Origin of the sequence: Saccharibacillus endophyticus (genome assembly GCF_013185185.1) — a bacterium.
In the GTDB taxonomy this organism is placed as follows: domain Bacteria; phylum Bacillota; class Bacilli; order Paenibacillales; family Paenibacillaceae; genus Saccharibacillus; species Saccharibacillus endophyticus.
Genome location: NZ_JAAZWE010000012.1, coordinates 1 through 24,713, shown reverse-complemented (window position 1 = coordinate 24,713; position 24,713 = coordinate 1). Strand labels below are relative to the sequence as shown.

The following is a 24,713-nucleotide window of genomic DNA, read 5'->3' as shown; positions in this document are numbered from 1 at the left end:
CTTAAGTCCACCTTCGTATCCCACTATAAGCGAACGCCCCCATCCGGTCAAGCGAGGCACCACACCGCAAAGCCTTGCCCCGCAAGGGTCGAAAGCCTTTTTTGTAGCGCGGCACGCCCGGGGGCGTTGAAACCCTTACGGGACGCGGGTTTGTGTCGCGGGATGAGTTTTAGCGCCCTGCTTGTTGCGTTTTGTGAAATCGCGATGAATTTATGAAAAATCGAAAAAACCTTGTCTGCATGATGTAGACAAGGTGAGGTTGCCATTGAAAGTTACGTTGGCGGGGGAAGCGAGAAGACTGCGAGAGAAATTCGTTCCGGTCGCGTGTTGAAATCGGGAAAAAGGATTAAATTTAAAGTAGAACTTTCCCGATTTCAAAGGCGAACGCTAACGCTCCTTCACTGAATTTCTCTCTCCGTCTTCTCGCTTCCAGTTACGCTGGGCGTTCTCGACACGTCAACCTAATCTACAACCTATAGACAAGGTATACAGAACTATAGCTTTTCCTCCTAAAAATATAAACTTAAAAGCATGAATCCGCATTCGGATCAGAGCACGTCCGTTCTCGCAATCTGCCCATACGCTCCCTTTTTACACTTAAACTCACGCTTCCGACAATATCCGCTTCTGCCCTTCCAGCTCCCGAATCGGCGCCACGTTTTGGGTAAATTCCAGCGTTCCCAGATAGGTGCCTTGCTCGTCGCGAATCGCAAAGTAGCGGATATACACGAACTTGTCTTTAAACGGAATCCAGAAGTCTTCGTGATCTTTGCGGCCCGATCTGAAGTCCCGCAGCAGGTCTTCGACGACGTGCACGCTTTGCGGCGGGTGGCAATTTTGTACCGAACGGCCGATGACCGCTTTCGTACGGGCGAAGATGCGTTCTTTGCCGTGCGAGAAATATCGGACAATATCGTTCTCGTCGATGTACGTCAGGTCAACCGGGAGGTGGTTCATGATCAGCTCCAACTGTTGCACAGACAGAATGCCCGTATTGAAACGGACGTAACCGTCGGAGATCGGTGCTGCGGAGGCAGCAGATTCCGGTGAAGCGGATGCTGTTCCAACGCCGACCGGACGCTGCGGCTGCGCATGTTGAACGGTCTTCATGCTTCCGTTAACCGATGCCGCCATCTCTGCCGCTTGCCGTGCCATCTCCGCGGCCTGAACCGCCATTTTCGCCGCTTGTTCCGCAATGCTGACCGCCTGATCCTGCGCCGGCGATGCTGTAGGCACAGGCGTCGATGCTGCTTGTTCCTCCTGCTGCTGTTGCCGCAGCATATCCGCGACCCACTGCGGCATCCCTTCCGGCTTCTCTCCCCCTGCCAAAAACGGCGGCATAGCTGCTGCATCTTCACCGTGGGCGTGGCTAGCTTCCAAATGACCCTCGAGTCCGCGAGATATCGGTGCAGGTTGTTCGGCTTCCGACATAGCTCCAGGCTCCGCTGCCCGCGTCGGAACCCAACGAGCCGTACCGGGAATCAAGCAGTAGCCGATCTCTTCCGTCTCTTCCGCGATTTTTACCCATTCGTCTTCCGTCAGCTTTTTAAGCGCCATCGGCAGCAGGATATTTTCTTCCTTGAAAATCATTTCTTCGACTTCCCGCACGGCGACTTCGATCCGCGTCTTCACCGCTTCGCGATCGCCTTTGTAATCGGCCAGCAGCTCTTTCGCCGCTTTGATCTCCGCGCGAATGCCGTCATCCACGCCCCACATCACCTGAGTGGGGCCGTAGATGCCGTAGCGCTCCAAATACGGGAACAGCAGATTTTCTTTTCTCGAATAATGCTTATCCGCGTCCAGCAGCAAATTCAGGTCTTCCAACAGCTTGTAACGGTTCGCGTCGGAATCGTCTTTCATGAACTTGTCCAGATGCAGCGAGATGGAGAAGCCCGTCAGACGCTCCAGCTCCCGGTTTTCCAGCTTGAACGTGTGTACCGGATGACCGGGCTGCGACTCGGGCGCCGACGAGGAAGAACCGTGAATATCCGAGATCGCCCCGTCGAAGATCGAAGCGTGGACCGAGCACAACCTCTGCACTTCGGATACGGGAATGCCTTCCTCGCGCATCAACGATTCCTCAAGCAGCGAAATCTCCTCGACTTCCACGCTGCCTACCGCCGCACGGAAACGTTCTTTGACCTGCGCCGGATCGACGCCTTCATGCAGCTGCTTGATAATGGCCTTCAATTCTTCTCTCCGGCGCAGCTGCTGTTCATCCATCTGCCCTGCCGCGTGCTCCCGGTTATTAATCAGTTCGCTCATCTTCGGTTCCTCCTTATTTACATTCAACGCTGAACGCCCACTCTATATGTCCTAACCTTCAACCTCATAACCATGCGCTTCAAAAGCCTGCCTCATCTGTTCCGGGTCGATCCGCTTCATTTTGGCACCCTTCAGGGGCGTCATGAATTTGCCCATCGTCTCCAGCATGGCCGGTTCGACGATCTTTTTAAAACCAAGCGCAAACATAATCGTCGCAACCTCCGGCTCCTCGCTCACCAGCTCATGCACGCTCCGGTTCAAATCGATCTTTTTGCCCATTCGCGATACGCCCCTTTCCGACTGCTTTAAATTTTTCTGAAAACAATTCTCAATCAAAATGTAGCATGCCGTTATTCGCCGACTTGTGATTCTACGCACAATCTTTTTATTCATGAAAAAAAGAGCCTCGAAGACGTCTTCGGCGGCTCTTTCTGTTCACCTTTTACACGGTCTATACGCTTGCCTTCACTCTTCTTCGTCGTTCAGCAAACGCTCCAGCATCTGCTCCCGATTGTTCAAAAACTCCCGGGTTACGATATAATGCTCCGTCTCCTCAAGCCCGCATTCCTGAATGCCGCCTGCCGTCAGGTTATACAGCCGACAATGCGGATACGCCATCAACAACGGAGAATGCGTCGAGATAATAAACTGCCCGCCGCTGCGCGCCAGCTCATGAATACGAGTCAACATCGCCAACTGCCGCACGGGAGACAAGGCCGCTTCCGGCTCGTCGAGGATAAACAGTCCGTTAGATCCGAATCGATGCATGAACGTAGCAAAAAAAGCTTCGCCGTGCGACTGCTCGTGCAGCGAACGTCCGCCGTAGCTGTCGATGATTCTAGTTCTGGGTTCTGAATCTTGGTCCAGCTCGTCGATCGCCGTCGCCACGTTGTAATAACTCTCCGCCCGAAAAAAGAAACCGTCTTTCGGACGCGCCGTTCCCCGGATCAGCCGCAGATGCCGATGCAGCGGAGAATGGGTCTCCGCCGTAGCAAAGTTGAAGTTCAGCGTCCCGCCTTCCGCGTTGAACCCCCAAGCCACCGCAATCGCTTCAAGCAGCGTAGACTTGCCGACTCCGTTTTCCCCGATGATATACGTCACCCGATCATGGAAATCAATACTCTCCAGTTCTTTTACCGCAGGCAGGTTGAACGGATACATCTCGGGTTGCTCAATCTTTTCTCGCAGCAGCTCCGCCCGGCGCAGATACCGACGATCCGCTCCACCCGGATTTCTTCCGATTTTGCTCATGAACATCCTCCGATCTTTTTCCTTGGCCAAGAGGCTTCTATAAAAAGAACGCGCAGGCGAAAGATTCCGTTGGCGGATTCTTGTCTGCGCGTTCTTGGATTTAGATTGAGGTTTCTTTTAAAAATTAACGATCGAGCGTCTCGCTCCAGTCGTGCACGATGCTGCCTTCGAGATACTTCTCGCAGTCCATCGCCGCTTGGCAGCCGCTGCCCGCAGCCGTGATTGCTTGACGGTATTTCGTGTCCTGTACGTCGCCGCAAGCAAATACGCCGTCGATATTGGTTTCCGTCGTGCCCGGTTTTACCACGACATAGCCGTGACCGTCCAACTCAACATGCCCTTGCAGGAACGTCGTATTCGGCGTGTGGCCGATCGCCACGAATACGCCGTCCGCTTCCAGCAGTTCTTCCTGGCCCGTCTCGTTGTTGAACACTTTCAGTCCTTGGAGACCCGTATCGCCGGCAACCACTTCCAGCGGCTTACGGTTGAGCGCCCAAGAGACTTTCTCGTTTTCGCGCGCGCGATCCTGCATGATCTTCGATGCGCGCAGCTCGTCACGGCGGTTAACGACCGTAACTTCCGTCGCAAAGCGCGTCAAGAAGCTGGCTTCTTCCATTGCCGAGTCCCCGCCGCCGACCACGATGAGCTTTTTGCCGCGGAAAAAGAATCCGTCGCAAGTCGCGCATGTGCTGACGCCGCGTCCAATATTATCCTGCTCTCCCGGAATGCCGAGGTAACGGGCGGATGCTCCTGTCGAGATGATGACCGAATCCGCTTCGATCGTTCCTGTGCCTTCGACCGTGATTTTGAACGGACGCTGCGAAAAATCGACGGCATCTACCCAACCGTTCATGAACTCGGCACCGAAACGCTCGGCCTGCTTGCGCATATTATCCATCAGTTCCGGTCCCATGATTCCGTCAGGGAAACCCGGGAAGTTCTCGATTTCGGTCGTTGTCGTCAATTGTCCGCCCGGTTGAAGCCCCTCGATCACGAGCGGGTTCAGGTTGGCACGAGCCAAATAAATAGCCGAGGTCAGGCCCGACGGACCTGTTCCGATTACTACAGTCTTGTATTTCTGCATCTAGGCATCCTCCTCAGGACAAGTTTGAGTGTTATGAAATCATGCCGGAGTACAATCATTGCCGGACGGTTACAGTCCTTTGCGATGATCTATTCCGTGCATGGTCATACGTTCCTTGATATTGCATACTTGATCGATTCGTTTGACATAGCGGCCGACCGTCGAAGCGGATACGCCGTAGCGTCGGCCCGTTTCTTCATAGGTCGACTCTCCGCGGCGCAGCTTGTCCGTCAAATAATCAAGGGCTGCGGCCCAACCTTCGGCATACGACAGCACCGGAACATTCGGATAAAGTCTACGCAAAAAGTCGGTCCATAACGCTTCCAAATCACGCCGAAGACCAAAGTCGCCCGGTGCGCACGAGGCGCGAATCGCCGTATCCAGCACGTCCTGCCAACGCTTTTCCCAGACGGGCAGTTCAGCCGGTTCCCTGGAGAACTTGAGTTCCGGCAGTTCGTCTTCTTCGGGCGGATCATAAGCGATCTCGCCTAATGCGGCACGAGCGAGTTCGCGCAGTCCTTCTGCTTCGTTTTCATTTTCAGCCAACTCTCGCAATGCTTTCGTCATCTCGTCATCCACCAAGGGACGACAAGCCTGCAGCGCATGGCGTTTTTCCTCTTCGGTACCGGAGCGTAAGGTGCGAAGCAGCGCTTCGCGAATAGCCGGCGAGTCCTCAGGCAGACGTTCTTCCCAACGACGCCAAAGTTCGGAGCGCTTAACGGCCTCCAATCGGTAATGGTAACTTACTGTCTCGGAAACGCCGTTTTTTCTCCATTCCGGCAAGCGCGTCAAATAATGTTCGGCCGCCTCGGCGTCCGGATCAAGCTTCAGCGTCTGGTTCCACAATCGCTCCGCCGTATCGATCCGTCCGCTAAGCAGCGCAGCTACGGCGCAGTAATGGTGAACGGAAGGATCAGCCGACGACTCGTCGCCCGCCAATAATCTGCGAAAATGCTGATAGGCCGCTTCATGCTCCCCCAAAATGCCCAGCGTAGTCGCCAGTTTGAAGGCATGCTCGCGATGGAACGGTACAATCGTAGCAAGACGGCGGCCCAGCAGCGCCGCTTCTTCCGCTCCGGCCGGACCGGAATGACGACGAAAAATAGCCAAGTTACACAACCCGTGCAAATTGCCGGGTTCGTTCCGAAGCACCTCTTCTACCGTCGCAAGCGCCCGATCCGTCATCCCCATATAGTAGTAGGCCAGTGCCAGATTGTTGGCTGCTGCAGCAAAGCCCGGATACTCCTCCAGCAGTTCCTCCAGCAAATCCGCCGCTTCGGAAAACATGCCTTCTTCCAACATTTTCCGCGCACGTTCATGACGATCCGATCCCCGGCGCGCCAGCACGCTATGATCGCGAATATTTCGCTGCAGTTCTACCTGAAGCAGTTCGATCAACTCTTCCGCCTCGTGCAAGAACTGTCCGGAAGCATCCGCTTCCAGATAGGCAAGCAGGGCTTCTTCGGCCTCTTCGAACCGTTCCATATTGGCAAAGTTATTGGCCATATAGAACCGGCACTCCGTCATGGACGGGTCAACTTGTTCGAGCACGTGCAGCAGCACCTCGTTCGAAGCTTCATAGTCGCCCATCTCTGATAATATACCCGCCATGTTGCAATGGTTGACCGGATTGCCCGGCTTCAACTCTACCGCTTTTCGAAAATATTTTAACGCCTTGTCATATTGGTAGCGATCCAGCGCCCGGACGGCTCTTTCGAAGAAAAAGCTTTCGTCCATGGTCAAAGAAACCACACGACTTTGCGGCTTCTCTTCACGCCGATAATTCCCGTTCACCTGAGCAAGGCCCCCTTTGTTAACTGCTTAAAATCGAACATCCAGATCAGTATAACACACTTGCATAGGCCTCCCAAGAGAAAGGCCGCCCCTGCCGAACCTCTGCCGCAGACGGCCTCCGTGCTTATTGCATGGGCTACTATTAAATACCCGAATCGCTGAATAATGTCGCAAGCGATCCGCCTTCCAAAATAATATGAATCGCCCGAGCCAGCATGGGAGCAACAGGCAATACGGTAAATCGCTCCGAGTGATCCTCCGGCAGCGCGATCGAGTCCGTGATGACGACTTCCGAGATACTCGGATGGTCCAGACGCTGAAGGGCTCCATCAGAGAATACCCCGTGCGTGGCGCATACAATCGGGTCTTTCGCATTTCGTTCTTTCAGGCCTTCCACGACTTTAAGAATCGTCGATCCGGTATCGATCAAGTCTTCCATGATGATCGGCGTGCGTCCCTCGACTTCGCCGATCACATGCGTGATCATCGCCTCATTATGGGACGGACGTTTTTTGAGCATGATCGCGACCGGCGAGTCGAGTCGGTTCGCCAATTTTTCGGCCAGCTTCGCACGGCCCGCATCGGGAGACACGACAACGGGGTCTTTAATGTTTTTACTGCGCAAATAATCGGCAATCAAATCCAGCGTCGTCAGATGATCGACCGGAATATTGAAGAATCCTTGGATTGCGGCAGCGTGAAGCTCGATCGTGACCACGCGGCTGGCACCGGCCGTAGTCAACACATCCGCCACCATCTTGGCCGAGATCGGCTCGCGCGGAGCGGCTTTGCGTTCCTGACGGGCATATCCGTAGTAAGGGATTACCACGTTGACCGTACGCGCCGAAGCACGCTTGGCCGCGTCGATCATTACGAGCAGCTCGACAAAATGCTCATTGATCGGGTGAGAAAGCGATTGGACGATAAATACGTCCAAGTTGCGAATGCTCTCTTCGTAATGCACATAACTCTCGCCGCTCTTAAATTTGGTCAACTTCACTTTACCGGGCGTAACGCCCAGATCACCGCAGATCCGGTCCACCAGACCCGGATTGGACGACCCCGAAAATATACGCATCCTGTGCTGCATGGCACCCTCCCGCATGTTCTTTTTCTTGACTTTGTATGGATCTTTCATTGATCTTTCTTGGTCTGCTTTTGATTATACCCCAATCGCGGGGAGCGCAAAAGCAAAGAGACGCCGATTATGGCGTCCCGAAATTCTCTGGAAAGTTTTCTATGTTGGGGAAGCTGGGCGCTGCGGGGAAATTCGTTAGTAAATGCTTACGAAGTGCCTTTCTTCGAAAGGCTTTAGGTCGCGTGTTGAAATCGAGAAAAAGGATTGAAACTGTTTATAGGTTTTTTCTCGATTTCAAAGGCGAACGCTAAGCATATGCTCCCGAAGTGGCTTTCTACGAAAGCCTTCACCTTCACTGAATTCCCCCTCCGCTATTGCTTCCCTGCAATAGAAATGACTTGCTTGATCATATCGGCTTTTGTTAGAAAGCCTTAAATTACGCTAAATCGCTCTGCTGTTTATACGCTTTACTTTTTCAAAAAACTTTCGACGGTCTTTAGCTTTCTTCGAAAGCTTCAATGGGTCGAGAAAGCCCAACGTAACTGGAAGCGAGAAGACGGAGAGAAAAATTCAGTGAAAGACGCCTTTGAACTTGGAAAACTTCAACTCAAAATTTCAATCGACTTTTCCAAGTGAGACAGCGAATTGAACGAATTTTTCTCGCAGTCTTCTCGCTTCCCCGCGCACACGTGACTTTCAACGACGGCCTTTAGCTTTCTCTTTTCGAAAGCTTCCCTACACAACCAACGGGATCATGATTCTTTTACGGCGGTCAAAAGTCGCGACTTCCCGCACGCCCAGATCGCGAAGCTGCATGCGGGCTTTGTCGAGGTTTTCGGACAGCTTGGCCGGATCGTGGGAATCGGAACCCAGGGTCAAAGGAATATCCTTTTGCAAAATGCGGCGCAGGATCGATTCGGAAGGGAACATTTCGGCGCAAGGCTTGGTCAGGCCGGAAGCGTTCAGTTCCATGGCGATGCCGCTGGTTGCGATATGCTGAAGAGCGGCTTCTTCGAAGGATTCTTTTTCTGCGGCTTGCTCGGGCTTGGGCGCATAACCGAAGCGTTTGATCACGTCGAAGTGGCCGATGATGTCGTAGAATCCGGTTTGGGCGGCTTTGCCGATCGCGTCGTAATAGGTTCGGTAAACTTCAAGCGGGTCGCGGCCTTCCCAGCCTGCGGTTTGGCGGAAGTCGGTAATGTCCCATTCGCCGAGAAAATGAACCGAGCCGATGACGTAGTCCCACGGATAGGCTTCGACGATCTTTTGAATTTCGGTTTCGTAGCCTTCGATATAATCGCCTTCGAGACCGAGCTTGATGTCGATTCGGTCGCGGTACTTCTCCTTGAGCGTCAGCACTTCTTCCACGTAGCGCGGCAGCTCGTCCATCGGCATCGCCATTTCCGGATAGTATGTCGCCGGATCGACGTGGATCAACGGCATATGGTCGGACAGGCCGAGTTGGCCGAGACCCAGTTCGATGCCGCGCTGCACGTACTCTTCCAGCTTTCCTACCGCGTGGCCGCAGCGTTCATGGTGCGTGTGGTAATCGATCAACATAGAGATTCTCTCCCCTCGTGTAAAAAGCAAAACGACGAACTATCCGGGGATATCGTTCTCCCAGCGTCCGCCGTTCGTCTTTCAGGCAGCTTCACGCAACCTCTTCACGCAAAATGTCCCAACAAATGATCCGAAACGGATAGGAAACGTTAAACGTGATCCAACCTCTAATCCCGGCGCGGACGCTCGTGACGACGAGCCAGCTCGTCCATGATCTCGTCCAACGGCAGCTTGCGTTCTTGCAGCAGCACCAGCAGGTGATAGATCAGATCGCTAACTTCGAGACGCAGCTCGGCGTTGTCGCCGTTTTTGGCCGCGATGATCGACTCCGCCGTTTCCTCGCCGACTTTTTTCAAGATTTTGTCGATGCCTTTTTCGAACAGGTAAGTGGTGTAGGCGCCTTCCGGGCGTTCGCGGTCGCGCTCTGCGATGATGCCTTCCAACTCGCCCAAAACGTCGAAGCGACCGGCTGCGTTCTCCGGCTCCTGACCCAGCACGCGCTCGCTTTCCGCGCCGGCGCCTACTGATCCGCCTTGATCCGCCGATCCGTTTTCCAATGCCGCTTTGTTGAAGAAGCAGCTTACGCGTCCTGTGTGGCAGGCCGGTCCCGCCGGCTCCACGCCGACCAACAGTGCGTCTCCGTCGCAGTCGTAGCTGAGCGAGACGATCCGCTGCACGTTGCCGGACGTCGCGCCTTTATGCCAGAACTCCTGCCGCGAACGGCTCCAGAACCAGGTTTCGCCCGATTGTACCGAACGGCGCAGCGATTCTTCGTTCATGTAGGCGAGCGTCAATACTTCTTTCGTGTTATGGTCTTGAACGATCGCCGGAGCCAGCCCCTGCGCGTCCCATTTGACGTTGGCCGCGAATTGTTCCGGCGCAACGATTACGTCGCTTTCTCTGCTCATCTGATTTCGACTCCTTTTTGCTTCAATTGATTCTTAAGGTCCGGAATCGCGATCTCTTTATAGTGGAAAATGGTCGCCGCCAAGCCCGCATCCGCCGTGCCTTCCGTAAACACGTCGTAGAAATGTTCGCTTGTGCCCGCGCCGCCCGAAGCGATAACCGGAATCGATACTTCGCGGCATACCGCGCGAGTCAGCTTCAGGTCAAAACCGTCCTTCGTGCCGTCCGCGTCCATGCTGGTCAGCAGAATTTCTCCCGCCCCCAACGATTCCGCGCGTTTGACCCATTCCAGCGCGCGGATACCCGTCGATTTGCGGCCGCCGTGCGTATACACTTCCCACTCCTGCCATTCCGGATTGTACTTGGCGTCCACCGCCAGCACGATGCATTGCGAGCCGAAGCGGCGCGCGCCTTCCGCGATCAGTTCGGGACGCAGCACCGCCGCCGTGTTGACCGCCGTTTTGTCCGCGCCCGCGCGCAGAATCCGTTTCATATCGTCCACTTGCGAAATGCCGCCGCCGACGGTGAACGGGATCGTGATCTCCCCTGCCGTCTGGCGCACGACCTCGACCATCGTCGCTCGGCCTTCGACCGAAGCGGAGATATCGAGGAACACCAGCTCGTCCGCGCCTTCGCGGTCATATACCGATGCCAGCTCCACCGGATCGCCGGCATCGCGTAGATTGACGAAATTGACTCCTTTGACTACGCGTCCGTCTTTGACATCCAGACACGGAATAATTCGTTTTGCGAGCATGCCGTTCCTCCTTTTACCCTTGTTGGTCCTTTGACGACCCGCTGTTACCGCTTGACCGCAGCCAATGCCGATGCCAGATCGATATTGCCCGTGTACAAGGCTTTGCCGACGATCGCTCCGCCGATGCCGTCGTCCGCATGCGCCGCCAGACGTTCCAGATCGCCCTGTACCGTCACTCCGCCCGAGGCGATGACCGTTTTGCCGGATGCTTTTGCCAGGCTCAGAATCGCTTCCACGTTCGGTCCCTGCATCATGCCGTCGCGCGAGATATCGGTAAAAATGAACGTTTCCGCTCCTTTGGCCGCCAATTCCTTCGCCAGGTCTTCCGCGCGGACTTCCGACGTTTCCAGCCAACCCCGAGTTGCCACGAAACCGTTGCGGGCATCGATGCCGATCGCCGCTTTATCGCCGTATTCGGCCAGTACCTTTTCCGTAAAAGCCTTGTCCTCGATCGCCGCAGTCCCCAGGATAACCCGGCTCACGCCGAGCGACAGCAGCAGCTTCACGTCTTCGAACGTCCGCAATCCGCCGCCGATCTGTACCGGTACGTTCAGCGAGGACGCGATCCGGCCGATCAGCTCGTGATTGACCGGACGGCCTTCTTTTGCTCCGTCGAGGTCGACCAGATGCACGAACTGCCCGCCGAGATTTTCCCACTGCTTGGCCGCATCCAGCGGACTTTCGTTGAATACCGTTTCCTGCGCGTAATCGCCCTGAAGCAATCGGACGCATTTGCCGCCGCGGATATCGATTGCCGGATAGATCGTAAATGCCGTCATATACCATTCTCCTTTTTCGCCGTATCCCTATGGATTATATTCGTGAAGTTCCTTATGCCCGTCCTTCCGACAGCTTCAGGAAATTGCGTAACAGACTCATGCCCAGCTCGCCGCTTTTTTCCGGGTGGAACTGCATGCCGTACACGTTGTCCCGTCCGACGATCGCCGTGACCGGAAGTCCGTAGTCGGCCGACGCGATCAGATCGCCAGGTTCGCTCAGCTCCACATGGTACGAGTGAACGAAGTAGACGTGTCCTTCCGCAAGGCCGCCTAGCAGCGGTTCGTTCGGACGCGTGAAATCAAGACGGTTCCAGCCCATATGCGGAACTTTCAGCTCGCCGGCTTCGAATCGCACCGCGCGGCCCGGGAGCAATCCCAACCCTTCATGGTCGCCGTGCTCCGCGCTTCCGTCGAACAACAGCTGCATGCCGAGACAAATGCCGAGCAGCGGTTTGCCTTCGGCCGCGACGCGGCGCGTGACCAGATCAAGACCCGTATCGCGCAAATGGCTCATCGCGTCGCCGAACGCGCCGACGCCCGGCAGCAGTACGCCGGACGCCTGCATGATCTCGCGTTCGTCGCCGGTGATGAGGTACTCGTAACCGAGCCGCTCGACCGCTTTGCTGACGCTATGCAGATTGCCCATTCCGTAGTCGACGATCGCGATCGTCATGCTACAGCACTCCCTTCGTGGAAGGGATGCCGGTCACGCGCGGATCGATCGACGTCGCTTCGTCGAGCGCGCGTCCCAGCGCTTTGAACACCGCTTCGATCATATGGTGCGTGTTGCGGCCGTAGTGAACGATGACGTGCAGCGTAATCCGCGACTCCAGCGCGAATTTCCACAGGAACTCGTGCACCATCTCCGTTGAAAACGTACCGACCAGATTCGACGGATACTCCGCGCGGTACTCGAAGTGCGGGCGTCCGCTTACGTCGATCACGACCTGCGCCAGCGCTTCGTCCATCGGGATAAACACGTTGGCGTAACGCTTGATACCGCGTTTGTCGCCCAGTGATTCCAACAGCGCATTGCCCAGGCAAATGCCGATATCTTCAACGGTATGGTGGTCGTCGATGTCGATATCGCCGTCCGCATCGACTTTCAGGTCGAATTGTCCGTGCTTGGTGAACAGATCCAGCATGTGGTTGAGAAAAGGAACCCCTGTCGAGATTTCCGAGATGCCCGTACCGTCGATGCCGTAGGACAGCTTAATGTCGGTTTCATTCGTTTTGCGAGCGATGCTTGCGCTGCGCGTGCTTGCTTGGTTAGCTTCCGTCATGGTATTGCCTCCGTTCGGTTAGTCGTTCTTTCTTCTTTTGCATTCGCGCTCTTGTCCAAACGAATCTACTTGCCGCTCTCTTTTTTCACGCGAACCTCGATCGCGCGCGCATGGCCTTCCAGACCTTCGCGGCGCGCCAGCTCCATGATGGTGGAAGCGTTTTGCAGCAGCGCTTGTTTGCTGTATTGGATCAAGCTTGATTTTTTGATAAAGTCGTCGACGTCGACCGGCGATGCGAAACGCGCCGTGCCGTTCGTGGGAATGATGTGGTTCGGTCCCGCGAAATAATCGCCGACCGGCTCCGAGCTGTAAGGGCCGAGGAAGATCGCTCCGGCGTTCTCGATCAGGCCGAGATAATCGGTCGGATTCTGCACCATCACTTCCAAGTGCTCCGGCGCCAGCCGATTCACGACTTCGATGCCTTCCTCGATACTGCCTGTCACGATGATTGCTCCGTAGTTCTCGATCGAAGCCCGCGCAATAGTCTCGCGAGGCAGCTCAGACAGTTGGCGCTCCACTTCGGCGGCCACATACTCTGCCAGACGTTCCGACGTCGAGACCAGAATTGCCGAGGCTAATTCATCATGCTCGGCCTGCGACAGCAGATCGGCCGCTACATATTCCGGATCAGCGGTCTCGTCAGCCAACACGACGATCTCGCTGGGTCCCGCCAGGCTATCGATGTCGACCAGGCCGTATACCTCGCGCTTGGCTAGCGCGACGTAGATGTTGCCCGGACCGCAGATTTTATCTACCCGAGCAATACTTTCCGTGCCGTAAGCCAGCGCCGCAATCGCCTGCGCACCTCCGACCCGATAAATCTCGGTTACGCCTGCTTCGGCGGCAGCGACCAGAATATAAGGGTCGATGCCTTCCGTACCGCCCGTCGCCGGAGGCGTAACCATCACGATCTCCGGCACGCCCGCTACCTGAGCGGGAATAACGTTCATGAGCACCGAAGACGGATAAGCCGCTTTGCCCCCCGGCACATATACCCCGACCCGGCGCAGCGGGCGAATGATCTGTCCCAACATTCCTCCGTCCGGTTGAAGTTCCATCCAGGAATTGCGCTTTTGCCGTTCATGGAAAGCCCGAATGTTAACGGCCGCCGCCCGAATCGCGGTTACGAAGGATTCTTCCACTCGTCCATATGCGTCTTGCAGTTCTTGAGCGGTCACTCGAAGCTGCGAAGCTTCCAGTCGGGTACGATCCAGGCTCTCCGTGTAACGAAGCAATGCCGAATCGCCTTCCGCCTTGATATCGCCGACGATCCGCTTGACCGTCGCCACCTGTTCTTCCGAGCCGTATTCCACGTCCCGACGCAGATCGAACTGCGCCGCCGGTACAATCTTCATAGTCGTTCCTCCGCATGCCGGACGTTCTTGCATCGCCGCCCGATTTTCGTTTCTGTTTCCGTTTGTATTTTATTTCTGTTTTCGTCGCTTTTTTTGCCTCTATATTTCGTGCCCGTTCAGGATTTCACCGCGCCGGGCATTACTTTCTCCAGCTTGTCGCACAACTGCTGAATCGCGTCGTTTTTCATCCGGTAGCTGACCCGATTCGCGATCAGGCGGCTCGTGATGCCGAAGATGCTTTCCAATTCGACCAACCCGTTGTCTTTGAGCGTCTGGCCCGTTTCCACCATGTCCACGATCCGGTCCGCCAATCCGATCAGCGGAGCCAATTCGATCGAGCCGTTCAGCTTGATGACTTCGACCTGCTCTCCCTGTTCGCGGAAATAACGCGTCGCCACATTCGGATATTTGGTCGCCACGCGCAAATGAATGCCGGGTTGACGATCCGGCAGCGCGATGACCGACATCCGGCAGCGCGCAATGCCCAGATCCAGCAGCTCGTATACATCGCGATTTTCTTCGAGCAGCACGTCTTTGCCGACGATGCCTATATCCGCTACGCCATACTCGACGTATGTCGGCACATCGACCGGCTTCGCCATAATAAATTCCATATTCGCTTCCGGAATCGGAATAACCAATCGGCGCGAATCGTCGACGTCGTCCGGAATAACGATGCCGGCGGCACGGAACAGTTCCGCAGCTTTTTTGTAGATTCGACCTTTCGGCATCGCTACTTTCAGCACTTCTCCCATGCGTCTCTCCTCCTCTTGTTTTCAACTTTTATCGTTACCGGACCGTTGCTGCCCGGATCGTCTATTCTTTATTTGGCTGGAGTATTGGCTTCGACAAAGCTTACTACCCGACTATAGCGGCCGCTCTCCGAAACATCTTCGCCATTGCCGCTCTCCGCCAATCGCGTCACTGCCGCTCCGCCCCCGTCGCGAATACGTGCGGCTTCGGCCAGTGCTTCGGCGCGCCGGTTCGATTCATAGACGATCAGCACGGGACGCTCTTCCTCGCCCTCCGGATCATCCACGCCGTCCAGAATACGCGTCGTCTTCAACGCGAAGCCCGTAGACGGAACATCGCGGCCGAACTGTTTCAGCAGATTGTCGTAGCGACCGCCGCTGCACACCGGGAATCCCAATTCCGCGGCATAGCCTTCGAACACCATGCCCGTATAATAGGAGAAATCCCCGATCATCGTGAGGTCGATCAGCACATGCTGCGACACCCCGTAATCGCTCAGCGCTTCCCATACCTTGCGCAGATGGTCAAGCGACTCCAGCGCAAGCTCATGACTGCTGAGTCCGGCTGCCTGACTGCAAATCTCGACACCGCCGCGCAGTCTCAGCAACCCTTCGAGTTCCTGCTGCTGCTCCGATCCGAGTCCGAGCGACTCGGCTTTTTCCCGGAATCCGACATAATCCCGACGCAGCAAGCGTTCTTTCAGTGCCTGCTGATCCTCTGTGCGGTTCGGCAGTGCTTCGTCGAACAGTCCGTTCAGGAAGCCTACATGCCCCATCGCGAATTTGAACGTCTTCACCCCTGCCGCTTGCAGCGAAGCAATCGCCAGCGCGATCACTTCCGCATCCGCTTCCGGGGAACGGTCGCCAACCAGTTCAACGCCCGTCTGGAAAAATTCCGCTTCCCGTCCGGCTTCTTCCTCGATCGCGCGGAACACGTTCGCGTGATACGACAAACGCAGCGGCAGCGACTCTTCGCGCAGCAGCGACGACGCGACGCGCGCGATCGGCGCCGTCATCTCCGAACGCAGAACCAGCGTCTGCCCGCGGTTGTTGAGCAGCTTGTACAGCTTGCGGTCCGGCGTCGAACTTGCGAGGCCGACCGTATCGTAATATTCCATCGTCGGCGTTTTGATCGGATCATAACCCCAGCGCGCCATGCAGTCGAGCACGCTGCGCTCGATGCGGCGCAATCTGCGGGTCGCACGCGGCAGATAATCGCGCACGCCGACCGGCTTTTCAAAACCTTGCGGTTTGGACATATCGTTCACCTCTGTAAGTTTGTCTATGGATTTTCTCCAGCTTCGTTCTTCATCTATATTGTATTCACCATATCGGAAAGCCTGACCCGCGGCAACCGCGATTTATTCCGTGCATGCACGATTTTTCAGGTTCCGAAGCAGAGCAGATTGATGATCACTCGATCGCTTTATTGTGGTACAGTGATAACATGGTAGTAAAATAAAGCATACGACTATATTAGCATTTTCGCTGTCTTACAGTCAATGCGGGAGTTTTGTTTGAGAGGACGGAACGGCATTGCGGGATAAATTTCCAGCGCATGCTTCCAAGGATGTTATCATTAATTGCCGATCAGCAACAATGTATCGGGCTTTGCTTCAATTCAGTAGTTATTGTTGCCCATACGCAGGAACGGCTCCCTCATTTCGCTCAAAGCCTTAAATTCTTGCTTATTACAACAAAGGTGTCCCAAAATTCAAGTCTTGAAAGCTTCGCTTTATTCTTATAAAAAAAGACTGCCCGAAGCCATAACCATCATGGCTTTTGGGGCAGTCTCTTTCATATTCGGGAAAATAAAAGTTTTCCGCTCAAAATCCGTTCCCTGCATCTTCCGCCCGTGACCGAAGGTTACAAACGGAAACGGGCGGCGCATAGGACTACACGCTGCGATCGGTCGATGCAGCAGGTGCGGGCGGCGCTTTTTTCTTTTTACGCAGAGAACCAGGGACGTTGCCCAGAAGCACCCAAGCTCCCGGAATCCAGCGGAGAATGGCTTGCGTCACGATCCAGGATGCGATGAGCGCAGAGAGAAGCCCCCCGTACACCCAGGCAAAATACGTTACCGATCCCATTTGGAAATGGCTAAAGAACCAATCTTCCGTGTCCCGGTAATAACCGAGAACCAGCGGGTGGACCAGATACACGGCAAAGGACAACTCGCCGAGACGGGTCAGCATTTTGATTAACCATTTCGGCCCCTTGCGGTATAACAAGAATGAAGCCCGCATCAGAACCAGCGCCGTCAGCATCGTATGCACGTTCCATAGAAGTTCGTACCACAGCGAGTTGGCCGTAAAGTGCTTGAGGCGAATCTCTTGATAAAACCACACGTGCACGACGACGACGGCCGCCCAGGAGATCCACAGCATCCCGTTCCAAAACCAGACTTTGGTCGGCAGTTTTTTGGAATCATTCATCAGCCAGCCGCGGATCTTGTCAAAATGAATCGCCAGGAATGCGCCGATCATGTAATAGGACAAATATGTAATCGCAAGGCTTCCTTTTGTCGCGTAATGAAGATCGTATTTATTCCAGAACACGAATGCCCATTGCAAAACCAAACCGATCGGAATCGCCCAACGGGCCACCCATTTGGAAGACTTGAGCAGAAGAAGCATCAGCGGGAACAAAATGTAGAACTGAACGCTGATATACACAAAGTACAAATGCGTATACGCCGTGCCTTCCTTCAGATTTTTCCAATATCGGGCCAACATGTCGCCGTACGTCTCTACGCCTGTCCCCAACGTGCCTGCCACATGCATCTTATAGATGAAGTAAATCGCCGAGAACAGCACATAGGGCAGCAGGATGTACAGCATCCGCTTCTTATAGAAGCCTCCCACCAGCTTGGCGTCTACCGGACGGTTGTAGTAATTGTAGAACAGAACGAAGCTGCTCAACATGATAAACGAAGGCGTACCGTATCGGAAAAACACATTGATGAAGTTAATGAGGTAAAAAGCTTTCAAATGGACCGATTCGATCGTCGCGAATGACGTGGAATGTACATGCAGCACGCCCAAAATTGCCAGCGCCCGGAACGTGTCCAGCTGCGGCAGTCTTTCTTTCTTGATTGACACAGAACTCAATTTCATTGCTCCCTTCCCAGGCCGCTTCGCTAAGCGATCCGGTTACTCTTCAGGCCTTACGGGCCTTCTGCCACGAAGCGAAAAACGGGATAGCATCGCTGCTTCCCGCCGTGCGCTTCCTTTTGCATTATACCCGACTAAATCCTTACAAAGGTCATTTTCCCGTAACTTTCAGAAAATGTTAAGCATTTGAGACAGGTTTTGTGAAGAATTTGTTCAAAATAAGGGCTGCTTCGGACGCGCCTTAGGGACTTTTTCGCTCAATGACCCGCAGCGGATTCCCGCCGACGAACGTACCCGGCTCCACATCCCGATGCACCACCGATCCGGCGGCCACGACGGCTCCGTCCCCGATCGTGACGCCCGGCAGAATCGTGGTGTTCGCGCCGATCATGACCTCGTCCCCGATGATTACCTCGCCGAGGCGATACTCGCGAATCAAATACTCATGCGCCAAAATGGTGGTATTGTAGCCGATCACCGTGTTGCGACCGATCGTAATCTTTTCCGGAAAAAAGACATCCACCATGACCATAAGCCCGAAAGCCGTATCCCGGCCCACTTTCATGTGGAGGATACGGCGATAAATCCAGTTTTTCAATTCAAGAATCGGGCAGTAACGCGCAATTTGTATAAACACGAAGTTCTTGACGCCCTTCCATGGGCTAACGGTCTTGTAGATCTGACGCAAGGAGTTCGGGCCGTCCTCAACGAAGTGGCGCTCCGTTTTTCTCATGCTTCCCGACGCTCCGTTCCGGTCAGTTCATACAAGTCCCGCATGTCATGCAGCATGTAGTCCGGACCGTACCCCGACAACGCCGCTTCGCCTTTGAGCGACCAAGCAACAGCCGCGGCGCGAACGCCCGCATTTTGCGCGGATTGAATATCGGCCGGACTGTCGCCCACCATCAGCGCCGAAGCCGGGTCTGCTCCCATTTTATCCAACGCCATCAGCACCGGTTCCGCATGCGGCTTCGGATTGCTTACGTCGGTTACCGTTACGATCGCCTCCATATAGCGCGACAGATCGAACATCTCCAGAACTTTCATCGTGGTCGGACGAATCTTGGTCGTAACGATGCCGAGACGGATGCCGGACGCATGAAGAGCTTTGACAACCTCCTGCACATGCGGAAAAGGCTTGACCATGGAATCATGATGCGCCAAATTGTATTTGCGATACGCTTGCTCCAATTCGCGTACGTCCTCCAGCCCCGAGAAAACTCGGAGCTGGTTTTGCAGAGTCGTACCCATATGCGGAATGATCGTTTCCCGCGTCAGCGGAATATCCGTCATCGCGTTCATGAAGGAATCGATGATGAGTTGGTTCGTATCGATGATGGTGCCGTCCAGATCGAACAGCACCGTCCGGATTGCCGGATTTGGTTTCATAACAAAATCACTCCTTGCGCAAAGGGTCGTCGCCCGAAGGCTTCTTATCGTTTCCGGCCGAAGGGGCTGCCCCTTCTACGCGATGCGTTTCGTCTACTGCCGGCAAAGCCGTCGACAGTTTCGAAGAAACAATCGGATCGGAATAGCGGATATTGGCTTGTCCGTTTTTGCGGCGAATAATAATCAACGCGATCGCAATCACGAAGAACAAGATCGCGACCAATTGCGAAATGCGCACATTACCGTAAGCCGCATCCAGATATCCCTCTTCAAATCCAAACCAGGTCATCGGCGTCCACATGCCATGGATCAGCGAAGCCAGCCAGTTCGGCCCTTGGAAGGCCAGACTATCCGTACGCAGTGCTTCGATAAAGAAGCGACCGATCGCGTACCAGATAAAGTAACCGATGAAGATTTCGCCCGCACGCACGAACTTCCGGCGGCGAATGACAAAGATCAGCAGGATGCCGACCACATTCCACAACGACTCGTACAAGAATGTCGGATGATGGAATACGCCTTCGATGTTCATTTGGTTCACGATAAAATTCGGCAGATGCAGCGTGTCCCGCAGGAAGCTCTCGCTCACCTCGCCGCCGTAAGCTTCCTGATTGACGAAATTGCCCCAACGTCCGATCAACTGCCCGGCTAGCAATCCCGGCGCGCATAGATCCGCAATTCGCCAGAAGCTGTAGCCTTTGATTCGCGTGTAGATGACGGCACAGATTACCGCGCCGATCAACGCGCCGTAAATAGCGATGCCGCCTTCCCAAATCGCGAATACTTTGAGCGGGTTATCCTTGTACTGATCCCATTGGAATGCCACATAGTAAATCCGCGCGCAAATGATAGCCGATGGCACGCCGAACAGCAGAATGTCCATGAACAGCTCCTGCGGCAGGCCGAATCTTTTGCCTTCGCGCATCGCGATCAGCATGCCGATTACGGCACCGAGTCCGAGAATCAGTCCGTACCAGTGCACCGCCAGCGGACCGATACTGAACGCGATCGGATTGATTGCCAGTAATGCCCCCATTCGTTAACCCTCCCAATTAATCCAAATCGTCCATATCATCCGCGATTGTCGCAGTCAGCTTATGCGTAAACTGCTGCGCCGCGTTATAGCCCATACGCTTCAGACGGAAGTTCATCGCGGCCACTTCGATAATGACGGCGAGATTTCGGCCCGGGCGAACCGGAATGGTGACCAACGGAACGTCGGTGTCGATAATCCGCGTGGTCTCCTCGTCCAGCCCCAGACGATCATACTGCTTGTCCGGCTGCCAATTTTCCAAACGAACGACCAAAGTGATCCGTTTGTGATTGCGAATCGCTCCGGCGCCGAACAACGTCATGACGTTGATAATGCCCACGCCGCGAATTTCAAGCAGGTGGCGAATCAGTTCAGGTGCCGTACCGTCGAGCTGGTTATCCGCGCTTTGACGGATTTCGACGGCATCATCGGCGATCAGACGGTGTCCGCGTTTAACCAGTTCCAGTGCCGTTTCGCTTTTACCGATGCCGCTGCTGCCCGTGATAATGATACCCACGCCGTATATGTCCACGAGTACGCCGTGAATCGTCGTTGTCGGCGCAAGCTTGCGTTCCAAGAAACCGGTTACCCGACTGGCCAAGCTGGTCGTGGACATTCCGCTGCGGATAATCGGAATCTCGCGCTCGTTGCCGATGGCAATCAGTTCTTCCGGCACGTCAAAAGACCGGGTGACAATAATACACGGCGTCTCTTCGTTGCAGAGCCGACTCATCCGGTCCAGCTTGTCTTCTTTCGAGAGCATATGATAAAAAGTCAGCTCAGTCTTGCCCAGTAGTTGAACCCGCTCCGGCGTATGATATTCGAAATATCCGGCCATCTCCAGCCCCGGCCGATTCAAATCGTCAACCGTAATCGGACGGCGCAACCCCTGTTCGCCCGCTACGACCTCAAATTGAAACTGCTGGACCAGCTCGGCTACTTTTACCTTTTTAGCCATTCTGTATTCTTCCCTTCTTCTGTCTCTTGGTCGTTCCATCTTATTCATCGTAAAGGAAATGCCCGTTGAAAGCAATGCTGCTTCTCTCGTACATGGACCACGCGAAAAAGCCGCCCCGAAGGACGGCCCTTTATGATCGCTTAGACAGTAAACGGAATTATTTCGCGTCGTAGAAGACGTTGATTTCCGATTCTCTCTCGAAGATGTGTGCTTTGTTCATGTCGATCGCCAACTGTACTTGCGAACCTTCGCGTACGCTCGAACGACCGTCTACGCGGGCAATCGTCGTGTCGCCGCCAAGTCCTGTCAAGTAAAGCAGCATTTCGTGACCGAGGTTCTCGGTAACTTCAACACTGGCCGTGAAGACCGTTTTCGGCGAAGCTTCCAGGAATACCGGCTCTTCGTGCACGTCTTCCGGACGCAGACCCAAGATCACTTCTTTGCCGACCATCGACTTTTCGCGCAGGATTTGAGCTTTGCCGCGCGGAATTTCGACGTGAAGATTTTGAGCCTGGAAGTACAGACCGTCAGCTTCATCGATCAGCGTGCCGTTGATGAAGTTCATCGTCGGGGAACCGATAAAGCCGGCAACGAAGATGTTCGTCGGATTGTTGTACAGATCTTCCGGCGGAGCAGCCTGTTGAATGATGCCGTCTTTCATAACGACGATACGATCGCCCATGGTCATGGCTTCGATCTGGTCGTGCGTTACGTAGATACAAGTGGTTTCAAGGCGCTTAACCAGCTTCGTGATTTCCGCGCGCATCTGACCGCGCAGTTTCGCATCCAAGTTGGAAAGAGGTTCGTCCATCAGGAAGACTTGCGGATCGCGGACGATCGCGCGGCCCAAGGCTACCCGTTGACGCTGACCGCCGGAAAGTGCTTTCGGTTTACGCTCAAGCAAGTGCTCGATATCGAGAATTTTCGCAGCTTCGCGAACGCGTTTCTCGATTTCGTCCTTTTTCACCTTACGCAGTTTCAGACCGAATGCCATGTTCGAGTATACGTCCATGTGCGGATACAGGGCGTAGGATTGGAATACCATCGCGATGTCGCGGTCTTTCGGAGCTACGTCGTTGACGACGCGGTCGCCGATGTACAGTTTGCCTTCGGAGATTTCTTCCAGACCCGCGATCATGCGCAGCGTCGTCGATTTACCGCAGCCGGAAGGACCGACTAGCACGAGAAATTCTTTATCTTTAATGTCGAGGTTAACGTCGATTACGGTTGCTTTGTCGGAACCTGCATATTTCTTGTAGATATGTTCTAAGCGTACACCAGCCATTGAATGTTGCCTCCCTGTATTGAGGATATGTGTATGGAGCTGAACTGCTTTCTTTTACCTGCTCTCATATTACCCTGAATACGCTTTCCTGGCTATTCGCAAACTGCACAAAAATCCACCTAGTCTTTTGTGACTTTATCTAATAGTAATGCAAGCTTCATCAAAACGGCGTCTGCGAAGTTGCGAACATCCAATCCCGTCTCCTGTTTAATCTTGTCCAATCGGTAGATCAACGTGTTCCGATGGATGTACAATCGCTTCGCCGTCTCGCTGACATTACAGTTCATTTGGAAAAAAGTCTCCAGCGTCGTCAACGCTTCTCCATCCTCCAACACAACGTCCAATCCTTCAACTTCTTCAATAAACCGTTCGCGCTGCGCTGCCGGGATACTGTACACCAACCGCTCCAGTCCCAAATCCCATGGAAGATGAACATTGCGAGTCACATGGAACGTTTTCCCGAGAAATACGCTCTCTCGCAGCAGCCGCACTGCCCGAACAAGACCGTGCGCAGGCTGCAACGGATCCGTGACGGACAGATTAAAGATTCCGGTCCATTCGCTCGCAATCAGTTCATACAGACCCAATCCGAAGGCTTCTAATAATTCGCGGTCCGATTCCTCTTCCTCGCCGCGCTCCTCCGAGACCTCCAGCACATCCAGACGATCGACGAGCAGCAACCACTCCCGTCCGTGCAGGGGAATAACCAGAACGTCCCTTTCCAGGAACGTGGACAACAACTGATGCAGCTCCTCGTATCCTCCAAGCGTATTCTGAGCACCTTCACAGATCAAAAGAAACGGGATCATCTCGGTAAAAAGGCGGCTTTTCAGCAGTAATGTATCCGGTAGCTCTTGGGGGGAATCATCATGCTCCAGCTTCTCTGCCAACCAGCGGCCAAGCTGTTGTACTTCGCTCTCATCCTCCTGGGGTCGCGTCGCGACTTCCGAGGTTACCGTTCGAACGAGCAAAGCAATCAATTCTCGCATTGCAGGTACCAAGTTAGTGTCGAAAATACGGACAGCCCACTGTTCTTCTTCATCGGCAAGTTCCGGATTAGCTGTAAAAAACCAAGTCGAGTCTGCATCTGTCCAGCCTGTCGATAACAAAGTATTTGTTTTTATGGCATTTTGGTATTCGACAGACTTCGATCGCTGCTGTCCTTTCCATTCTCCGATCTCGATCAGCTCAACCGGTCGGCTGACAATACTCTCTAACCGACTCCGGATATCTTGCACATTCATAGCGAGCCCTCCAACACCGTTTTCTTTTATCTTAACATAACCTTGAATACGCAAAAAAGCCGCATCCCGCTTACACGGAATACGACTTTGGATGAGCCATGAAGGACTCGAACCTTCGACACCCTGATTAAAAGTCAGGTGCTCTACCAACTGAGCTAATGGCTCGTAAAACTGGTGGAGGCTGATGGATTCGAACCACCGAACTCGGAGAGAACAGATTTACAGTCTGCTGCGTTTGGCCACTTCGCTAAGCCTCCACAATATAAAGATGGCTCGGGACGGAATCGAACCGCCGACACAAGGATTTTCAGTCCTTTGCTCTACCAACTGAGCTACCGAGCCATACTCCATAAAACCAGTTATTTAATTAAAATGGCGGAACCGACGGGATTTGAACCCGCGATCTCCTGCGTGACAGGCAGGCATGTTAACCCCTACACCACGGTTCCAGGCCATTAAAATGGTGCCGGCGAGAGGACTTGAACCCCCAACCTACTGATTACAAGTCAGTTGCTCTACCAATTGAGCTACACCGGCGTATGAATGGTGGAGGCTGAGGGGATCGAACCCCCGACCCTCTGCTTGTAAGGCAGATGCTCTCCCAGCTGAGCTAAGCCTCCATGGGAAGTGAATCTAAAAGTAGCGGCGGAGGGGATCGAACCCCCGACCTTACGGGTATGAACCGTACGCTCTAGCCAGCTGAGCTACACCGCCATATTCATTTGCCATATTCCTTCTATTAAAGAAGGGAATGGCGGAGAGAGAGGGATTCGAACCCTCGCACCGCTAACGCAGTCTAACCCCTTAGCAGAGGGTCCCCTTATAGC

22 protein-coding genes and 7 tRNA genes are annotated in these 24,713 nt (G+C 54.3%); all 29 read right to left on the bottom strand.

The window, feature by feature from the left end:
• Positions 1-603: 603 nt before the first annotated feature.
• Entirely contained in the window at positions 604-2,265 is a 1,662-nt protein-coding gene (locus HRQ63_RS26100; RefSeq protein ID WP_229714246.1) for a DUF438 domain-containing protein, read from the bottom strand.
• A 51-nt stretch (positions 2,266-2,316) separates the two neighbouring features.
• Complete coding sequence (locus HRQ63_RS24955; RefSeq protein ID WP_172247826.1) at positions 2,317-2,544, bottom strand: DUF1858 domain-containing protein; 228 nt, start codon at positions 2,542-2,544, stop codon at positions 2,317-2,319.
• Between the two features lie 186 nt (positions 2,545-2,730).
• Positions 2,731-3,516, bottom strand: a complete 786-nt coding sequence (locus HRQ63_RS24950; RefSeq protein ID WP_172247825.1) for an AAA family ATPase — start codon at positions 3,514-3,516, stop codon at positions 2,731-2,733.
• 124 nt (positions 3,517-3,640) lie between these two features.
• A complete protein-coding gene (gene trxB / locus HRQ63_RS24945; RefSeq protein WP_172247824.1) occupies positions 3,641-4,600 on the bottom strand; it encodes a thioredoxin-disulfide reductase in 960 nt (319 codons plus the stop codon).
• 69 nt (positions 4,601-4,669) lie between these two features.
• Complete coding sequence (locus HRQ63_RS24940; protein WP_172247823.1) at positions 4,670-6,394, bottom strand: tetratricopeptide repeat protein; 1,725 nt, start codon at positions 6,392-6,394, stop codon at positions 4,670-4,672.
• A gap of 142 nt (positions 6,395-6,536) precedes the next feature.
• On the bottom strand, positions 6,537-7,484 hold the full coding sequence (locus tag HRQ63_RS24935) for a ribose-phosphate diphosphokinase (protein ID WP_172247822.1): 948 nt from the start codon (positions 7,482-7,484) through the stop codon (positions 6,537-6,539).
• 723 nt (positions 7,485-8,207) lie between these two features.
• On the bottom strand, positions 8,208-9,032 hold the full coding sequence (gene hisJ, locus HRQ63_RS24930) for a histidinol-phosphatase HisJ (protein WP_172247821.1): 825 nt from the start codon (positions 9,030-9,032) through the stop codon (positions 8,208-8,210).
• 167 nt (positions 9,033-9,199) lie between these two features.
• Positions 9,200-9,940 carry a bifunctional phosphoribosyl-AMP cyclohydrolase/phosphoribosyl-ATP diphosphatase HisIE gene (hisIE, locus tag HRQ63_RS24925; protein ID WP_172247820.1) on the bottom strand — a complete coding sequence of 247 codons (741 nt, stop codon included), beginning with the start codon at positions 9,938-9,940 and terminating at the stop codon, positions 9,200-9,202.
• Positions 9,937-10,695, bottom strand: coding sequence for an imidazole glycerol phosphate synthase subunit HisF (hisF, locus tag HRQ63_RS24920; RefSeq protein ID WP_037285833.1), 759 nt, complete (start codon positions 10,693-10,695; stop codon positions 9,937-9,939). The genes hisIE and hisF overlap by 4 nt, the downstream gene beginning before the upstream one ends.
• A 44-nt stretch (positions 10,696-10,739) precedes the next feature.
• Positions 10,740-11,474 carry a 1-(5-phosphoribosyl)-5-[(5-phosphoribosylamino)methylideneamino]imidazole-4-carboxamide isomerase gene (hisA, locus tag HRQ63_RS24915; RefSeq protein ID WP_172247819.1) on the bottom strand — a complete coding sequence of 245 codons (735 nt, stop codon included), beginning with the start codon at positions 11,472-11,474 and terminating at the stop codon, positions 10,740-10,742.
• Between the two features lie 52 nt (positions 11,475-11,526).
• Complete coding sequence (gene hisH / locus HRQ63_RS24910; RefSeq protein WP_172247818.1) at positions 11,527-12,147, bottom strand: imidazole glycerol phosphate synthase subunit HisH; 621 nt, start codon at positions 12,145-12,147, stop codon at positions 11,527-11,529.
• Position 12,148: 1 nt separating this feature from the next.
• Complete coding sequence (hisB, locus tag HRQ63_RS24905) at positions 12,149-12,757, bottom strand: imidazoleglycerol-phosphate dehydratase HisB (protein WP_172247817.1); 609 nt, start codon at positions 12,755-12,757, stop codon at positions 12,149-12,151.
• A 65-nt stretch (positions 12,758-12,822) separates the two neighbouring features.
• A complete protein-coding gene (gene hisD, locus HRQ63_RS24900; protein ID WP_172247816.1) occupies positions 12,823-14,112 on the bottom strand; it encodes a histidinol dehydrogenase in 1,290 nt (429 codons plus the stop codon).
• Positions 14,113-14,228: 116 nt separating this feature from the next.
• Complete coding sequence (gene hisG / locus HRQ63_RS24895) at positions 14,229-14,867, bottom strand: ATP phosphoribosyltransferase (protein ID WP_037285842.1); 639 nt, start codon at positions 14,865-14,867, stop codon at positions 14,229-14,231.
• 68 nt (positions 14,868-14,935) lie between these two features.
• Positions 14,936-16,123, bottom strand: a complete 1,188-nt coding sequence (locus HRQ63_RS24890) for an ATP phosphoribosyltransferase regulatory subunit (RefSeq protein WP_172247815.1) — start codon at positions 16,121-16,123, stop codon at positions 14,936-14,938.
• A gap of 636 nt (positions 16,124-16,759) precedes the next feature.
• Entirely contained in the window at positions 16,760-17,980 is a 1,221-nt protein-coding gene (locus HRQ63_RS24885) for an acyltransferase (RefSeq protein ID WP_342355264.1), read from the bottom strand.
• Positions 17,981-18,218: 238 nt separating this feature from the next.
• The gene (locus HRQ63_RS24880; protein WP_172247813.1) at positions 18,219-18,710 is read right to left on the bottom strand and encodes an acyltransferase; all 492 of its coding nucleotides are present in this window, start codon (positions 18,708-18,710) and stop codon (positions 18,219-18,221) included.
• Entirely contained in the window at positions 18,707-19,366 is a 660-nt protein-coding gene (ppaX, locus tag HRQ63_RS24875) for a pyrophosphatase PpaX (protein WP_172247812.1), read from the bottom strand. The genes HRQ63_RS24880 and ppaX overlap by 4 nt, the downstream gene beginning before the upstream one ends.
• A 7-nt stretch (positions 19,367-19,373) precedes the next feature.
• Positions 19,374-20,402 (bottom strand): prolipoprotein diacylglyceryl transferase, encoded by a 1,029-nt coding sequence (lgt, locus tag HRQ63_RS24870; protein ID WP_172247811.1) that lies wholly within the window; start codon positions 20,400-20,402, stop codon positions 19,374-19,376.
• 16 nt (positions 20,403-20,418) lie between these two features.
• Positions 20,419-21,357, bottom strand: a complete 939-nt coding sequence (hprK, locus tag HRQ63_RS24865; RefSeq protein ID WP_172247810.1) for an HPr(Ser) kinase/phosphatase — start codon at positions 21,355-21,357, stop codon at positions 20,419-20,421.
• 157 nt (positions 21,358-21,514) lie between these two features.
• Entirely contained in the window at positions 21,515-22,642 is a 1,128-nt protein-coding gene (locus HRQ63_RS24860) for an ABC transporter ATP-binding protein (protein ID WP_172247809.1), read from the bottom strand.
• A 119-nt stretch (positions 22,643-22,761) separates the two neighbouring features.
• Positions 22,762-23,886: a PucR family transcriptional regulator gene (locus HRQ63_RS24855; RefSeq protein WP_172247808.1), complete on the bottom strand. Its 1,125-nt coding sequence runs from the start codon at positions 23,884-23,886 to the stop codon at positions 22,762-22,764.
• A gap of 92 nt (positions 23,887-23,978) precedes the next feature.
• Positions 23,979-24,051 (bottom strand) — tRNA-Lys (locus HRQ63_RS24850).
• A gap of 7 nt (positions 24,052-24,058) precedes the next feature.
• Positions 24,059-24,143: transfer RNA gene (locus HRQ63_RS24845), tRNA-Tyr, on the bottom strand.
• Positions 24,144-24,155: 12 nt separating this feature from the next.
• Positions 24,156-24,228: transfer RNA gene (locus HRQ63_RS24840), tRNA-Phe, on the bottom strand.
• Between the two features lie 31 nt (positions 24,229-24,259).
• A tRNA-Asp gene (locus tag HRQ63_RS24835) sits at positions 24,260-24,335 on the bottom strand.
• A 12-nt stretch (positions 24,336-24,347) separates the two neighbouring features.
• A tRNA-Thr gene (locus HRQ63_RS24830) sits at positions 24,348-24,423 on the bottom strand.
• 7 nt (positions 24,424-24,430) lie between these two features.
• Positions 24,431-24,506 (bottom strand) — tRNA-Val (locus HRQ63_RS24825).
• Between the two features lie 20 nt (positions 24,507-24,526).
• Positions 24,527-24,600, bottom strand: a tRNA-Met gene (locus HRQ63_RS24820).
• Between the last annotated feature and the right edge of the window lie 113 nt (positions 24,601-24,713).

Coding starts and splice junctions, on each gene's coding strand:
- HRQ63_RS24880 (WP_172247813.1), bottom strand. CDS start 18,710: ATGAGAAAAACGGAGCGCCACTTCGTTGAGGACGGCCCGAACTCCTTG.
- hisF (WP_037285833.1), bottom strand. CDS start 10,695: ATGCTCGCAAAACGAATTATTCCGTGTCTGGATGTCAAAGACGGACGC.
- trxB (WP_172247824.1), bottom strand. CDS start 4,600: ATGCAGAAATACAAGACTGTAGTAATCGGAACAGGTCCGTCGGGCCTG.
- HRQ63_RS24885 (WP_342355264.1), bottom strand. CDS start 17,980: ATGAAATTGAGTTCTGTGTCAATCAAGAAAGAAAGACTGCCGCAGCTG.
- HRQ63_RS24955 (WP_172247826.1), bottom strand. CDS start 2,544: ATGGGCAAAAAGATCGATTTGAACCGGAGCGTGCATGAGCTGGTGAGC.
- hisJ (WP_172247821.1), bottom strand. CDS start 9,032: ATGTTGATCGATTACCACACGCACCATGAACGCTGCGGCCACGCGGTA.
- HRQ63_RS24890 (WP_172247815.1), bottom strand. CDS start 16,123: ATGTCCAAACCGCAAGGTTTTGAAAAGCCGGTCGGCGTGCGCGATTAT.
- HRQ63_RS24935 (WP_172247822.1), bottom strand. CDS start 7,484: ATGCAGCACAGGATGCGTATATTTTCGGGGTCGTCCAATCCGGGTCTG.
- hisIE (WP_172247820.1), bottom strand. CDS start 9,940: ATGAGCAGAGAAAGCGACGTAATCGTTGCGCCGGAACAATTCGCGGCC.
- lgt (WP_172247811.1), bottom strand. CDS start 20,402: ATGGGGGCATTACTGGCAATCAATCCGATCGCGTTCAGTATCGGTCCG.
- hisD (WP_172247816.1), bottom strand. CDS start 14,112: ATGAAGATTGTACCGGCGGCGCAGTTCGATCTGCGTCGGGACGTGGAA.
- HRQ63_RS24855 (WP_172247808.1), bottom strand. CDS start 23,886: ATGAATGTGCAAGATATCCGGAGTCGGTTAGAGAGTATTGTCAGCCGA.
- ppaX (WP_172247812.1), bottom strand. CDS start 19,366: ATGAAACCAAATCCGGCAATCCGGACGGTGCTGTTCGATCTGGACGGC.
- HRQ63_RS26100 (WP_229714246.1), bottom strand. CDS start 2,265: ATGAGCGAACTGATTAATAACCGGGAGCACGCGGCAGGGCAGATGGAT.
- hisA (WP_172247819.1), bottom strand. CDS start 11,474: ATGACGGCATTTACGATCTATCCGGCAATCGATATCCGCGGCGGCAAA.
- HRQ63_RS24950 (WP_172247825.1), bottom strand. CDS start 3,516: ATGAGCAAAATCGGAAGAAATCCGGGTGGAGCGGATCGTCGGTATCTG.
- hprK (WP_172247810.1), bottom strand. CDS start 21,357: ATGGCTAAAAAGGTAAAAGTAGCCGAGCTGGTCCAGCAGTTTCAATTT.
- HRQ63_RS24860 (WP_172247809.1), bottom strand. CDS start 22,642: ATGGCTGGTGTACGCTTAGAACATATCTACAAGAAATATGCAGGTTCC.
- hisB (WP_172247817.1), bottom strand. CDS start 12,757: ATGACGGAAGCTAACCAAGCAAGCACGCGCAGCGCAAGCATCGCTCGC.
- hisH (WP_172247818.1), bottom strand. CDS start 12,147: ATGACGATCGCGATCGTCGACTACGGAATGGGCAATCTGCATAGCGTC.
- hisG (WP_037285842.1), bottom strand. CDS start 14,867: ATGGGAGAAGTGCTGAAAGTAGCGATGCCGAAAGGTCGAATCTACAAA.